Origin of the sequence: cyanobacterium endosymbiont of Rhopalodia gibberula (assembly GCF_003574135.1) — a bacterium.
GTDB lineage: Bacteria > Cyanobacteriota > Cyanobacteriia > Cyanobacteriales > Microcystaceae > Rippkaea.
The window spans coordinates 1027011-1042350 of sequence record NZ_AP018341.1 but is presented as its reverse complement, the minus strand read 5'-3'; the positions used below and the strand labels follow the sequence as shown (position 1 = coordinate 1042350).

Sequence of the window (15340 nt, the reverse complement as noted above, 5' to 3'; positions counted from 1 at the left end):
AATATTGATAGGCAACACGCTGTAATTCTAAGACTGAAAATGCTTTAATGATACAGCGATGGAACAAAAACAATCCTACTGAGGCGATAGTATAATAGTGGTCGTACTAACCCTGCTAATTGATTTGGGGTTTTCGTAGAAAAAATATAATCATGAGACAATAAATGTTGTGCTTTAGCTAATTCTTCTCTAGTGACAGGTTCGACTTGTAGTGTATCTAGCAAGTCGAAGATTAAGTCTTTTAGTATTTCTAAATGCTGAGGCTTCAACCATGCTCCAACAGATTCTAGTTGCAAGGAAAAGTTACTTTCGATCCTATGAAACTGCTTGTGTTTGCCTAGTTCATGAACCAAGAGAGAAGACTGTCCCATGCCTAAAATTATGGAAAGTAAGTCCAACCAGCATCCATTTTCTTAGAAAATCTACACCAGATCCTATCAAATCTATTAATAATCTTTCTTGTTCTAGTCTGGGAAGAGCCATTTGTGTCTGTCGAATATCGGGTAGAGGGGGTTTGACATCAGTATGGTTGGAACAACAGTGATCGAGGATATTAAATTGGCTAAAATTCTTCTTCACTAAAGAAACAACTACTTTTTATTTCACATTCCTTACCACTGCAATGATCATCCGATCAGATTGATAATAGATTCGATAATAACAACGCATTGGTTGAGGAGAATAATGCTGTAATTAAGTTTCATGACGTAGAATAGAACGTCCATAGGTATGGCGTTGGCATAGACTCTCATATAGAGTCTGTCAACCTAACCAGTCAGGATTATATTGACAAAAGCGGATTCCTTCAAAGATTATCTCTCGTTCTCGAATAAATTCCTGGGAAATAACTTGTTCGAGAACAATGATTTCTACCAGATAGGATAGAATATCCGGTAAATAGGAAGCAACAATAGTTAAGAACAAATAAGCATAATCGTAATTTGTGGCTATATTAGTCATTTCTCCATTACTTTCAATAATCAGATCAAATACTCCTGGTAAAACCTACTTACTTTTTTAAAAACCATATGCTCCAAAAAGTGAGCTATGCTTGACTAGTGATCAAGCTCAACCGTAACTTTAGCTTTGACTCAAACATCAACGACAGCCACGGGAATTGTGAGTTTATACTAATAACTAATAGTTAGTCCATGTCCTAAATTAAATTTGCAGGATGAGGAGTAGTTTTGAAGTGATCTATCAGATACACTAGTGCTTATCTCATATTAATCTTCAGTTAATATAAGGTAAACTTAAGGGTCTTGATTGTGCAATCTAAATCTGTTTATGGATAAGAACCCTGATATTTTTTTACAGCGATTTTCAATTAGGTAGCTCATAATAAAGACAGTAGATAAACCAGTCAATTATACCTTCATTGGTTATTACACTAATTACCTGATTGAAGGCTCAAGATTTTCTGAATTCTTGAGCTTACAAATATTCTCCTTATTTCAACTAATAATTTTTAATTTGGTTAAAATAAGGAGAGTAAGTAGATAAAAACAAGAGTCTCATGCCTATGAATTCTATCAGTTCTTTAATGTTTTATTGCTTTATGAGCCAGTCAATTCCCCATGACTATACAAGCTCTCAGCCACAATTATGATATCAACACTTCTATTTAATCAGTGATAAAAGTTTCTTTGCCAAGTATTAAAAAATAAAAATAGTTAAAAAACTGATGTAGTCAATATTTCAAGTAGTGTAATATTTTTTCTAGATTATCTGGACATTTTCTATAAACTCATTTTCTTTTATCTTAGTAAAGTAACGAGTAATGGCTATATAAACTCCGGTTCTGTCAATGAAAATCAGGTCTAAAACTTTGAGTTGCCCAGATGTCGTTTAATATTCTTGCCTTAAGGTTAGTACTTTACATCTGTAAGCCTTCAAGTCCTGAAGTGTTTTTCTTCAAGTTAACTTAGATTTTTGGACCAAACGGCATCTGACAGGAATACTAACTGTAACATCTATTGTTTTACATAGACGAATACTTAGTTCTTGTAGAGTCGCATCGTCATCTTATTCTAGCAATTGTTCTAAGATATCAAGTTGTTCGGTCTTAAATTAAAGGAGATCTTCTTAGTCCATGAGGAGTTGTTCTATTCTTTATGTTGTTTCATAACGTCTAAGGAAATAACCGACAACACCATAATCTAATACAATTGACTTGAAAATCCCCTGCTATTTATTGAGTTGATTGGTCTTGTTGTTAGTTTCTATTAATAATTTCTATGAAACGTATTGGCAGTTAACTTTTAATCGTTCTTTCAAAGAACTTGTGCTCGTAACCAAGCTACCGGAAGATAAAGTATTTTCCTAGGAATCCGAACAAAGGCCCGTTTGGTAAACACATCATATTTATTAGCTTCTATTACGGTTAAGATACTTTTATAGAGCATCAGTGCTGCCCACACTGGCCAACGAGAATCTCGACATAGAAAACGAATTCCTCGTTCGGCATCCCGATAATATTGGCGGGCGCGTTCAATTTCAAAACGCATTAGGCTACACCACCGTTCGTCAATAACACCTTCTAATAAATCTTCTTGAGAGTAATTAAATTTTTCTAAATCTTCTAGAGGAAGATAAATCCGTCCCCGTTGGGCATCTTCTCCTACATCCCGTAAAATATTAGTTAATTGGTTGGCAATTCCGAGAGCGATTGCTTCGTCTCTTGGAATATAACGGTTTTGATTCTCTTGCCAAGGAACGCTATACTTATCTCCATTGACTCCTAACACCGAACTGGACATCAACCCCACCGTTCCCGCTACACGGTAACAGTACAATTGTAATTCTTCAAAAGTTTCATACCTACTATGATACAAATCCATTTGTTGTCCTGCAATCATTTCCTGAAATGGTTCAATTTCGATAGGAAAGCGTCGGAGAGTATCAACTAGGGCTACATCCTCATTATCAAAAGGATGACCTGAAAATATCATCTTCAAATGTTTCTCCCACAGTTGCAGAGTTTCTACGGTTGTCAATTGAGCTTGGGGTCCATCAACTAATTCATCAGTGCGACGGCACCAAACATAGATTGCCCAAATTGCTTGACGCTTTTCGGGAGGCATTAATAACGTTCCTAGATAAAATGTTTTGGAAAATTTTGCCGTAATTTGGCGACAGAGTTCGTAAGATTCCGTCAAGGAGACGAGTTTTTTTTTGATTTGGGATGGTTCAGGCAGTTGCAGCATTCAGCACAAGCAGAATGATTGTTTATAGAGAAAAAAGGGGCTTTACCTAATGGTTGACCGTTAGACATTTAGCATTTATTGTCGCATTTTAATGAGCTTTTCGTCATTAGTTTAAATTACTAAAATAGTCTTTAGTTTAATTCATTTAAACTAATAATGTTTTCTTGAGTTGTTTAGATTAAGGTACAACGATGTTGGTAGGATAGTCTCGGATGATAGCTTGAGCTGCTAACTTTCCTGAGAGTACTGCTCCTTCCATACTTCCAAGATATTGCTGCATTGTATAGTCTCCTGCCAAATAGAAGTTAGCAATTGGAGTTTTTTGAGAGGGGCGAAAAGCTTGTCGTCCAGGGGTAGCTTTATAAACTGAACGGGGAGTCTTAACTACGTGGAATTTTAGCAATTTCGTAGGATTTTCTCCCGTAAAGTGTTGGGGGAACAGTTTACACAATTCTTCCATAGTCGCAGCAATAATGTCCTCATCCGACTGACTGATCCAATCTTTAGCAGGAGCCAGCACTAACTCTAACATAGAGCGATCTTGGTTTACATATTCTTTACAAGTGTTACTCATATCAGCATAGACACTGAGTAAGTCTGAGCGGGAAAATAATAAATGATCGACATCAGTCAACTTGCGATCAAACCACAAGTGTAAGTTAATTACAGGAACTCCTTCTAAACCTTCTAATTGGCGAGCAAAATTCAATGTCTTCCACGGTTTAGGTAAGAGCAATTTGAGAAGGTCAACTGGGATTGCGGACAAGTATAAGTGAGCTTTAAACATTTCGTCAGGTTCTCCATTAAGTCCCCTGAGTAGAAATCCTTTGACGGTGTTGTCTTCATCGAGGATAATCTCTTTAAGAGGAGTATTCAGTCTAACTTCTCCTCCCCGTTCGGTAATATAGTCGATTATGGGTTTGCAAAGCCTTTCAGTGGGAGGACCATCCAGAAAAGCCATTTTTGAGCCATTCTTTTCCTGTAAAAAACGGTTGAGGGCTGTTAGGAGAACAGTAGCTGAGATTTCATTGGGGTTGATAAAGTTTAACGCTTTGGACATAGCGATAAAGATTTCTTTTTCTACTCTGGGAGGAATATTTTGTCTTCTTATCCATTCAGACCAGGAATAACGATCCATTTTCTCAACGTAGTTTTGTCCGTGAATGATCGCTGGAATTAACCCTAAGCCAAATTTAACTTTTTCCTCCCAAGTTAGCATATCGTCGTTGCAGAGGATGGCGATGATACCGTTGAACGGAGCAGGAATATTAGGAAAATCAAAGCGGGAATAGGTTCCAGGCTTTTCTGGTTGGTTAAAGATCATCGAATGTTCTTTCCACTGTAAGCGCTCTTCAATTCCCAATTCTTTGAATAGTTGCAGCATATTGGGATAAGCTCCAAAAAAGATATGTAGTCCAGTTTCATACCAGTCTCCATCATCATCTTTCCAAGCAGCCACCTTGCCTCCTAATACATCTCGACGTTCTAGGATAATAGGAGTGTGTCCCGCATCTACAAGGTATTTTCCACAAGAAAGTCCAGCTAGTCCTGCTCCGGCGATCGCAACTCGCATTTATAATTTTCTCATCTTGATAGGTGTGTTCATAATTATTTTTATTGTACTTTGCATTTCGTTACATTTTAAAAAAATTTTGAAATTCTCATCAGTCAAAATCCATAAATGGGAATCAGTTATGAATGAAAATTAGTAGATACACTAGGATATCCAAACGTCAATATTTATGATTTTTAAAAAATTGATACGATGAAACCAAATAAAATAAAAACCGAAATATTTCACGGAAATAAACGTAAGTTCGATATATTTTTAAAAAACGGTTATTGTTTTCAACAATTAAATCAAAATACGACAATATTAATAATTGTCTAAAATAACAATCTTCAATAGCATTATTTTATTTGTTCAAAAATAAAATAATGCTAACTAAAATTTTTTCCTAAATCAAAAAATAGTTTTTAAAGAAATAAGTATAAGCAATTAAAAAAAGATTAACAAAACAACTCCAGAGTTAAGTACTTATATGATATAATTTCAACATTGACTTTTACCTTATACTATATTGGTAGTAATAATTAATTGAAGTCTTTTTTATAGAATATATAAAATAATTTTTGAGCAATATATTATCATTATTTTAATACTAAATTTTTTTAAAAATTACTGATTAAATACATCTTTAACTTAGAGATAAATTTACAGTCGTATATATAGAGAATAAAATGTATATCAAATTATAAACTGTTCTATACTTACTCTAAATACTCCTAAACTAGAGAATATAAATTATCAAAATATTCATCTATCTAATATTTAGTTTTAGTAATTGCTGATAAACAGAATATATTTAATCAGAGAGTTTTTAGTAAATTTGATAGAATAAAAGCTAAGAAGAATAACGATGTTTATTTTATAAAAGATGATTTTTAGCTTCTTGTAGTATTAATTGTAGACTAAAAAATATTATTATATAAATATAAGTTAATTAATATTAAAATATTAATTAACTTGTTAATAGTCAATTCAATCAAGATAAACACTAACTCATATATTCTGATTCTTTTTAGATAATTAAATAATTGAGTTTTTTATAAAAAATTAGAGAATACACATTTTAGCAATATTTATTGCTTCTTATAATTTCCTACTATCGACTTATATTCTAAGTTTGATAGTCTTCTTTATAGATTATCTAAAGACAATTTAAGCTCATATTAAATAGTTTTTAAAACTGTTATTGTAATTTATTATTATTTAATAATAACTAAAATATTATGAACATTCTAGACTATACTAATAGTAGTAAATAATTCAATTTTTTGTTAAAAAAATACTTATAAATATAATTTTTTTATTATAAATTATTGAGTTTAAATTTTCTCAACTAGTTAAAAAAATACAATTAATTATCTCATTTTTTAGAAAAAGATAGTTTTGAGAAAACATTGTTATTTCTAGTCTGGGTTTATCAAAAGTAACCACCTTTATATCCTGAGCAAAAATAAACCTTTTCAAAGATATTTTTTTATTGTTTTAATTAAGTTTTTAAGCTCTAATTTATATATTTCCCCTTTCTTATTTAAAAAATGGAAAATATATAAGTAATAATTAAAATTGATTATATATATTTTTTAAAATAAAATTAACAAGAATAACTTCATTTTTTTAAAATTATATAAGGTTATCTAAGTTTTTAAACCGATCTTCTTTTAGAAGATTTAATAATTATTAATTATGTTACTAATAACACTAGCAACTAGTTTTTATAAAACAAGAAAGATTCTTCTAGAGAATAGGGTTTAAGGAAAGTTTTTGCTTTATAAACATGAAATACATTAACCACTACTCCTCCTAAACGGATAGGAACAGTACCAATTTCCTGAAACTCTTCAAAGTAACGACTAAAATCATTCTTTAAATGAGGCATCTTATGGAATTGTTCTAAAGTAATATAAAGTCCATCTTTTCCGACCCATTGATTAGTATCATACCAGAAAATAAATCCCCGCATATCATAACTAAAACAAGTTACAGGAATATCTTTTAAAGGTCGCAAAGCTAAATCGATTAATCCAGCTAAGTAATATGCATTAGTAAAAATAAAAGTTGTTTCATCTAAAGCATTCATAAGTTCTGGAGATTGTACAAAAACTTTTCGCAATTGTTTAATATCAATTAATTCTTTTGTAGGATCATTTTGAGGAGTAAAAAAATTACTAAAAGGAGAATATTGACTAGATTTATAAAAGGTTCCCGTTGTTGTATGAAGTAGCAATAAAAGTAGAATAATAGTAGTTATTATCCCTGTTCCTCTAATCCACCATCGAATTAAATTGGGTGATTTCTGTTTCCATTGAATACTATAAAATCCCAATAATAAAGTCGCACTCCAAAACCCTGGAACTGGCCAAGTAACAATAATTTGCTGTTTACCTCCAAGCAGAGTAAATCCTAGCATCAATGGAAGAGAAACCCATAAAATAAATAATTGTTTTTGACCTAAATTGTACTCACTAAATGTCTGATTTGATTTTCTGAAAACTTTAGGTAATTTTTTATTAAATAATCTCATGAATTGAGAATAGCTTGACTTAAAAATAACCCACCATAAAGGAATACCAATAGTAGGAAACAGTAAACCAAGTTCTGTTATAAAAACAGAAAATACATTTAATAAACTGTATCTTGACGATGATATCTGTCCTCCTGGAGGAGTTTCAAAGCGATTTGATAATTGAAAACGAAATGAAATCCAGTCGTGGTTTAAATTCCAAAACCAAAGGGGAAATAAAGTTAATATACATAATATGATCCCTAATCCTGTCCAACGAGATAGGAAGATGCAGCGATGGGGAGGACTGGTTAAACAAAATCCAATTAATCCTAATCCTAGGATAAATCCATGATATTTACCCAAACAAGTTAATCCCACAAGCACTCCTAAAATAGCAAGGCGATAAGTAGGATAGAAATTTCGACCAGAATTGGGGAAAAACTCAACAGCTGCACAATATAGAGTTGCAGTCCAAAAAAAGATTAAAGGACTATCAGGAAGAGTAATCACCCCAAATCCTATAGTAAAAATAGGAACTACTGAGACGATTGCTAGAGTTAATTTAGCTGTTTTATGATCAAATAGTCTAGCACTAGTTAAATATAGTAACCATAGACTTCCTGTATATAAAATTACTGTTCCCAAACGTAGGGTAAAAATGGAAGTGATACCAGTGATCCAAACACCAAAATTTGTCGTTAGAGCAACTAATAGCGGATGATCAAAATAACTCCAATCTAAATGGCGAGTATACAGATAATAATAACCTTCATCATAACCAGAAAACAGCCATAAAGCAATTATTAAACGTAATATAAGTCCTGTTAACAATAACCAAATAACAGACCTTTGCCAAGAATAGGACTTCAGTTTTTTTCGAACAACAGAGATATTCTGACTAATAGAGTAAAAAGTAGTTTTATTCAAGATTTTTTCTTGGGGGAGTTAATACTTATTCAGTATGACATTTTTTCCTAAAACTCTCAATAAAGTAAAAGTGGAGAAATTTTATTTTCGCTTAATCTCTAAGTTTTAGAGAAGAGAATAAGAGATAGTTAATAACAAACTTTAAGGATTTTTTTATTTAAAAAACAGCTTTTATAGACTCAACTATACTTGATTAGACTTTAAGCTATTAATTTCTTAAATTATCATTTTTCATAGATCTAATGAAAAAAAAGTTAATTAGATTATTTTTTTTATAAAATAAAAAGTATAACAAAAGTAGAAGTGATACTTTGAGTAAAATTAATTTTTTTAGTGTCAATAATTTAGCTTGTTAAAACTTTAAAATTTATGTTTATCTAAATAAATTTGATTGAAAATAAAAAAGTGAAGATATTTTTAGATTTTTCAATCTAAATGTTTAGAACAGAAGCGTAGTCATTTTTACGATAATGCATAACTTGTAGAACAACTATTAATAATCTAGCCTGTTATTTCATAACAATAACTATAACCATTGCAACAAATATATAATTAGGAATAGGGCAAAAATATTATTTTTTTTTTACCATCAGACTATTATATTAACAAGTTATTCTGTTCCTAAACATATATAAATTAATCTTTATAATTATGCTTAGTTGAATTTAGCATTATCGATAGATAATTGTGGCTTTTTACATCTAGAAGTAAAGAAGAATATTTCATAAGTTCTCTTCTATTCTTCTAAGACTTTAATCGTTATTTAAATACAAAAGGCAATGCCGAAAAGCATGTAACTTGAAATTGAATCTATTGACTGGAAGAAGAGAAAAAACGAAATGATTTTAATTTCAACTAAAATTTTGCTCTTGCTCGTGGACTGTTCTTCCTTCCAAAGAGAAATATGATGGCTTTCAATTGGATAGCCCATAATAATAGCAGTATTAGAACCGGACAATCATGTATTCATTCAGTTACTCAACTAATCGCTTTATTGATAGTTTAATTGATTGAGACCTCATTATATTATTTTACATCTATAGTTTGAGCGAACTTTCGATCCCTTTCTGCTAAAATTAATCCAGAGAATGGCTTTTCATTATTAATAAGTTTTTAAAAAAGTCACTAGGATAAGTTTCTGAGGTAAATTAGAAACAATCTAGCTTTATTTTTTAAAAAACTGGAAATTAGGCTAAAGTTGCTGTATAAACTTCGTTACCGATTTGAATTAATTTTTTTCGCTATTGAGGAGTTGCCTTGAATATTAACGATAATACTTTATTAATTTTAACTTTTTTGGGTGAATTTACAACAATCTAGCTTCCTAAAAGAGGCAAGGAGAGCATAATAACAATTTAATTATTTCCTGTTAGATTTTGCCAAAAAGAGAGATTCAGTCAAAGACTTTCCTTCATCCCGTGATGGTCCACTCATATGGTGATTGTCCATTGTGTGTCACTCTTAACAGTACTTCTGTAGATAATGGCAGAAACTACTCCGGTCGCTTGAATAACTACTCTTATTTTTGTTACAAAACCTATCGGTTAGATTTATGAGTAAAACTAACATGGAAGTTTTTAGTGAAATTTTTGCTAAAATTTTCGACACAGTGAGACCATAGCATTGGAAGTATAGGGATTGATAAAACTTTTTTCTCAAACCTAACCTGATAAAGAAATTTTACTTTTGACTTATCATTTTTAACTTCCGCCATGAGTCCTTTTTTTAAAAAAAAGACAAAATATCAATTATCTACCTTTCTCATGAGAAAACGTGCGTTCTGGGTTACCATCTTAGTTATCTGTTCCCTTTTGCTCAATTGCTTCGTTGGGAATCCAATTGTTTCAGCGTTTACACAAGATCAAAAACTCTTACTTCAATCTTGGCGATTGGTTAATCAAGCCTACATAGATAATTCATTTAATAACCAAGATTGGTGGTCACTACGTCAACAGTTTCTGCAACGACATCTTCATGATCGTGAAGAGACTTACGACACCATTGACGAAATGTTAGCTACCCTCGATGAACCTTTTACTCGACTTCTACGACCAGGACAATATCACAACTTACAAGTAAGTACGGCTGGAGAGTTATCAGGAGTAGGTTTACAGATTAACATCAATCCCGAGACGGGCAATTTGGAAGTAGTTGCCCCCTTAACAGGATCACCAGCTGAGTCCGCTGGTATTAAGGCACGTGATCGCATATTAAAAATTGACGGAGTAGACACTACCACTTTAACTCTTGATGAAGCAGCTGCCAAAATGCGTGGATCGAATGGAACACAAGTTTCTCTGACTATTGAACCTTATCAAGCTGGAAAAGTCATTCGTAAAGTCAACATTATACGAGCTAATATTTCTCTGAGTCCAGTTTTTGCTGATATTGATAGTCAAAACCAAAGCATTCCTATTGGTTATATTCGCCTTAATCAATTTAGTGCTAATGCAGCCCAAGATGTTGCTGATGCAGTGGCTAATTTAGAACAACAAGGAACTAAAGCTTATATTTTGGATTTACGAAATAACCCAGGGGGATTGTTACAGGTAGGTATTGAAGTCGCTCGTCTTTGGCTAGATGATGGTACCATAGTTCACACAGTTAACCGTCAAGGAATCCGAGATAGTTTTTCTGCCTTTGGTTCTGCGTTAACAAAAGCTCCTTTGGCAGTACTAGTAAACAAAGGAACCGCCAGTGCTAGTGAAATTTTAGCCGGGGCATTACAAGATAATGGTCGAGGTATATTAGTCGGCGAAAAGACTTTTGGCAAAGGTTTGATTCAGTCATTATTCGAGTTACCTGATGGAGCAGGATTAGCAGTAACAGTAGCTAAATATGAGACTCCTAACCACAAAGATATTCATAAGTTAGGAATTGTTCCTGATGAAGTCGTTTCCCAAGACCCTATTAATTATCGAGAAATTGGGACTGATGTAGATTTACAATACCAAGCTGCTATTAAGCTTTTAACAAGTAATATAGCGATGGCTCATGCTTCTTAAATTAAAGTTTGTTGGAGCATTTATGGAGATATTTTTTTCTCATGATTTTTCCTTGCAAATTATTGCACTTTTGAAGTGGACATAGTCTAAATCAATAAAAACTGTCCATTCATTACTTTTTTTCTATTATTATCAATTGCTAGTTGATTTATATAATAAAGAACTTAGACCCCTGTTCATACACAATCAAAATTTCACAAATGTAAATTTTTGATTGTGTATGAACCACTGTAGCTTAAAATAAAGCTAACATTATCAACTAACAAAGACTATCATAATATATGAAAATTGCTACTTGGAATATTAACTCAATTCGTATTAGACAACCCCATGTCATAGACTGGTTAAACAGTAATTCTGTGGATGCTCTTTGTTTACAAGAAACTAAGGTGATTGATCACGATTTTCCTAAAAGCACTTTTGAAAAATTGGGTTATCATATTTATGTTTATGGACAAAAAACCTACAATGGAGTCGCTATTCTTAGTCGTCAACCTCTAGAAGATGTCAACACTGGATTTAACCCTATTATTAAGGATTTTTCATTAGAAGAGTTTGATGAGCAAAAACGAGTGATTGCAGGAACTTTAGATGAGGTAAGGATTGTCAATGTGTATGTTCCTAATGGTACTTCTGTAGGAAGTAAAAAATACGATTATAAGTTAAGGTGGTTGAAAGTCCTAAAACAATATATAACTAAGATTTTAGATAAATCTAATCACAAGTTATGTATTTGTGGCGATTTTAACATCGCCTTAGAAGATAAAGATATTTATAATTATGAGTCTAAAGAGAATCATATTATGTCTTCTCCGTCAGAACGGGAAGCTTTACAGGACATTCTTTCGTTAGGGTTAAAAGATGCCTTTCGAAAATTTACATCAGAGGGGGGGTATTTTAGCTGGTGGGACTATAGATCAGGCGGATTTCAGCACAATCGGGGATGGCGGATTGATCACCATTATCTTACCCCAAAACTTTATAAAAAAGCTCTTAGTTGTACTATTGATGTTGAACCAAGGAAATTGATAAGACCGAGCGATCATGCTCCAGTTATTGTTGAATTTTAAGGAGTAATTGCAATTTGCAAATTAGTTACAAAAGACCGATTGCTATTGATTTATTTGCCGGTGCAGGAGGAATGACATTAGGCTTTGAACAAGCTGGGTTTGATGTTCTCGCATCAGTCGAAATAGATCCCATTCATTGCGCTACTCATGAGTATAACTTTCCATTTTGGACAATCATTTGTCGGGATATACAAGAAATTACTGGATCAGAAATTAAACGACTATCAAAAATTGGTGATCGTTCCATAGATGTTATATTTGGTGGACCTCCCTGTCAAGGATTTTCTTTGATAGGTAAACGCCTTTTAGAAGATGAAAGAAATGTATTAGTCTATGATTTTATTAGATTGATTTTGGAGTTAAAACCAAAGTATTTTGTTATTGAAAATGTTCCAGGAATGGCTATTGGGAAACACCAAAAACTTTTACAAAAAATTTTTAATAAATTCAGTCAAAATAATTATAAGATGGAGACTAATTATCAAATTTTAAATGCTGCTAATTATGGAGTTCCCCAAAATAGAGAAAGACTTTTTCTATTGGGATGTCAGAAGGAATTAACTTTACCTAACTATCCTCAAGCTATTAGTAATAATTTCCCCCATAAATCAGTAGTAAAAAATAGATATAGTTTGCCTAATTGTCCTACCGTTTGGGATGCAATCAAGGACTTGCCTGAAGTTAATAATTATCCCGAACTTGAAAAGAAAGATTGGACTATTGTTGAATACGGAGCACAAAGTAATTACGTGAAAAGATTAAGATCTTTAGTAGATTTAGACAATGATTTTTCTTATAAAAGAAGCTATGATCAAAATCTTTTGACATCGAGTTTGAGGACAAAACATACTTTTAAATCTAAGGAAAGATTTGATAAAACCCTCCCAGGAAAAACAGAACCTATTAGTAGATTTCTGAGGTTAGATCGTGATAGTATATGTAATACTTTAAGAGCAGGAACTCCTAGTAGTAGGGGAGCGTACACTTCCCCCCGTCCTATCCATCCTATTACCCCTAGATGTATTACTGTGAGAGAAGCTGCAAGACTTCATTCTTATCCTGATTGGTTTAGATTTCATGTTACTAAATGGCATGGATTTCGTCAGGTTGGTAATTCTGTTCCTCCTTTATTAGCCAAAGCAATTGCAATGGAAATCATCAAATGTCTTGACGTTAAATTAATTAAACCTATAGCTCAATATCCACTCAGTAAAGAAGAAATGCTAAGCTTTAATATGTCCCAAGCAGCTCAATATTATGGAGTTAATTCTAGTTTAATCAAAAAAAGAGTTCGGAAAAACAGTAATAAATAGTCTCTAAGAGAATTTAATAAAAATGTAAAAAGTAACATAGATAACGCATAATCTAGATAAAGATTATATTCTAGTTAGATTATTGAATTAAACTTATACCGACTAATCAATTACTTCATCTTGACTATTTTAGATTTAACTAAGATGGTTAACAGGATTGTTGTGTGTAATTTTTGCTAATTTTACTGTTGATAAATAAATATACGTTTTAACTCTTCCTGCTTTGAGATTTTTATAATTCTAAAAAAATTAGAATTAAGTTGGATAAATACGACAGCTATGTTTAAAACATATAGATTGCTGAATGAGTATCTAGACTACAAAATAATAAGATGATTTCTTGATTTTATTGTAATAAAAATTCTTTGAAAGGCTATTACAAAGATTAAGGACACTAATATTTATTCAATCCCAATGTTCTAATATCGCCCTTACTAGCATTGCCCTTATAATAGACACAGAATCTAGATAGTAATTTCAGTTAACACTCACATCCTATGAGTCAGCAAAATCCTCAAGACTGGGAACAACGCCTCAAAGATTTAGAAGCGGAAATAAACCAAGAATCTGAACTATCTCCTGTGCGGCCTTTTAAGGCTAATGAAAATCCTAAAAATATCCTAGTTCGCTTCAAACAATGGTATGATAGCTTAGCTATCCCTACAAAAGTAGGACTGACTATTGTAGCTATTATTGTTGCTCTGTCCTTACTCAATAGTATCTTACGGTTAGTGACCTCTGTAATCATGCTCGGAATTTTAGGGTCAATTTTGTTTGCTTTGTATAAAGCTTTATTTAATAACAAGTCTTCTTAAGACTAGACCATACGCCAATATTAGCGTATGGTCTAGTTCATTTTAATTGAACCTAAAAAAAAGCTTATTAAAAAGCTTTAATAAAAATTCTTAAAGTCTGAGAACATAAATCTAGTTAGATTTAGACCATAAATAAAAATTTATAGGGTTACTCACTGGTTGAATTAATAAGATTAGTAAAGACTAGCAATAGATAAAAATAGTTACTAGATAAAGCCCTAGTATTTCCAATACTAAATTCAGATTAGAAAAATAAGAAAAAATAAAAATTAATTCATCTATTATGTTAATTGTATGGAACATAACCCTCCTAATTGTAGAAGAGTTCAGAGAACTTAATAGTACAATTTTGGCTTTACAAAAAATAGATATATTGTTCATAGTTCTTATATTATTTTAGAGCCAAGATATTCTAAATATGTAGCTTTACTAGACCTAAGATAGTAAGCTAATAATTAGGAGTAGGAAACAGTTAAGAGAAAAAATTTTAAAAATATTAGATATAAATTAACGATTTTAAAAACTTAATAATTCTGAAAAAAATATATTTTTTATAAAAAAGTGCTGTTCCTTCAAGGCTAATCTAACAAGAGGACACAAAAGAAGATACATTAAAAATAGTTCTTAACTTTCTTAAAAGGGGAAAATAGAATAACTATTAGTCTTATCAAAAAATTGAAAATTATAATATATTACCCGGTCCTTGTTTTTTTCTCTTAAAGTATAAGTTTTATCTCAGAAGTTCGATGGCATAAAATATACTTTTTATATAAAAAAACCTCTAAATTGCGATAAAATAAAAATATTTGGTCTAGATTATACTCACAATATAGATGATATAATCCACAAAAAAAATAGTTTATAATCAATTTATCGTGTCAAACCATTAATGTTAACCTTTTAAAAAGTACTATGTTAGGACTCGGTAATT

General features: G+C 31.7%; 10 protein-coding genes. 4 read left to right on the top strand and 6 right to left on the bottom strand.

Annotated features, from left to right (window positions below; all coding sequences use genetic code 11):
* Positions 1 to 44 precede the first annotated feature (44 nt).
* The 6 genes from RGRSB_RS10470 to RGRSB_RS03350 form a co-directional block, all read right to left on the bottom strand.
* On the bottom strand, positions 45 to 371 hold the full coding sequence (locus tag RGRSB_RS10470) for a peptidase M16 family protein (RefSeq protein WP_232014568.1): 327 nt from the start codon (positions 369 to 371) through the stop codon (positions 45 to 47).
* Positions 343 to 579 (bottom strand): hypothetical protein, encoded by a 237-nt coding sequence (locus RGRSB_RS10465; RefSeq protein WP_232014567.1) that lies wholly within the window; start codon positions 577 to 579, stop codon positions 343 to 345. Before RGRSB_RS10465 ends, RGRSB_RS10470 begins: the two co-directional genes overlap by 29 nt.
* 183 nt (positions 580 to 762) lie before the next feature.
* Positions 763 to 960 (bottom strand): hypothetical protein, encoded by a 198-nt coding sequence (locus RGRSB_RS10460; RefSeq protein ID WP_232014566.1) that lies wholly within the window; start codon positions 958 to 960, stop codon positions 763 to 765.
* A 1313-nt stretch (positions 961 to 2273) separates the two neighbouring features.
* The gene (crtB, locus tag RGRSB_RS03360) at positions 2274 to 3206 is read right to left on the bottom strand and encodes a 15-cis-phytoene synthase CrtB (RefSeq protein WP_119259835.1); all 933 of its coding nucleotides are present in this window, start codon (positions 3204 to 3206) and stop codon (positions 2274 to 2276) included.
* 178 nt (positions 3207 to 3384) lie between these two features.
* On the bottom strand, positions 3385 to 4779 hold the full coding sequence (pds, locus tag RGRSB_RS03355) for a 15-cis-phytoene desaturase (protein ID WP_119259834.1): 1395 nt from the start codon (positions 4777 to 4779) through the stop codon (positions 3385 to 3387).
* 1702 nt (positions 4780 to 6481) lie between these two features.
* Positions 6482 to 8206: an ArnT family glycosyltransferase gene (locus RGRSB_RS03350; RefSeq protein ID WP_232014565.1), complete on the bottom strand. Its 1725-nt coding sequence runs from the start codon at positions 8204 to 8206 to the stop codon at positions 6482 to 6484.
* A gap of 1763 nt (positions 8207 to 9969) precedes the next feature.
* Between RGRSB_RS03350 and ctpA the strand changes: the two genes are divergently transcribed.
* The 4 genes from ctpA (at position 9970) to RGRSB_RS03330 (ending at position 14409) form a co-directional block, all read left to right on the top strand.
* Entirely contained in the window at positions 9970 to 11211 is a 1242-nt protein-coding gene (gene ctpA / locus RGRSB_RS03345; protein ID WP_119260937.1) for a carboxyl-terminal processing protease CtpA, read from the top strand.
* Between the two features lie 281 nt (positions 11212 to 11492).
* A complete protein-coding gene (gene xth / locus RGRSB_RS03340; protein WP_119259833.1) occupies positions 11493 to 12281 on the top strand; it encodes an exodeoxyribonuclease III in 789 nt (262 codons plus the stop codon).
* A gap of 20 nt (positions 12282 to 12301) precedes the next feature.
* Complete coding sequence (locus RGRSB_RS03335) at positions 12302 to 13594, top strand: DNA cytosine methyltransferase (protein WP_119260936.1); 1293 nt, start codon at positions 12302 to 12304, stop codon at positions 13592 to 13594.
* Positions 13595 to 14091: 497 nt separating this feature from the next.
* A complete protein-coding gene (locus tag RGRSB_RS03330) occupies positions 14092 to 14409 on the top strand; it encodes a hypothetical protein (protein WP_119259832.1) in 318 nt (105 codons plus the stop codon).
* Positions 14410 to 15340: the final 931 nt, after the last annotated feature.

Excerpts from the sequence above, each read along its gene's own strand:
- RGRSB_RS10470 (WP_232014568.1), bottom strand. The coding sequence starts at position 371 with ATGGGACAGTCTTCTCTCTTGGTTCATGAACTAGGCAAACACAAGCAG.
- RGRSB_RS10460 (WP_232014566.1), bottom strand. The coding sequence starts at position 960 with ATGACTAATATAGCCACAAATTACGATTATGCTTATTTGTTCTTAACT.
- crtB (WP_119259835.1), bottom strand. The coding sequence starts at position 3,206 with ATGCTGCAACTGCCTGAACCATCCCAAATCAAAAAAAAACTCGTCTCC.
- pds (WP_119259834.1), bottom strand. The coding sequence starts at position 4,779 with ATGCGAGTTGCGATCGCCGGAGCAGGACTAGCTGGACTTTCTTGTGGA.
- ctpA (WP_119260937.1), top strand. The coding sequence starts at position 9,970 with ATGAGAAAACGTGCGTTCTGGGTTACCATCTTAGTTATCTGTTCCCTT.
- xth (WP_119259833.1), top strand. The coding sequence starts at position 11,493 with ATGAAAATTGCTACTTGGAATATTAACTCAATTCGTATTAGACAACCC.
- RGRSB_RS03330 (WP_119259832.1), top strand. The coding sequence starts at position 14,092 with ATGAGTCAGCAAAATCCTCAAGACTGGGAACAACGCCTCAAAGATTTA.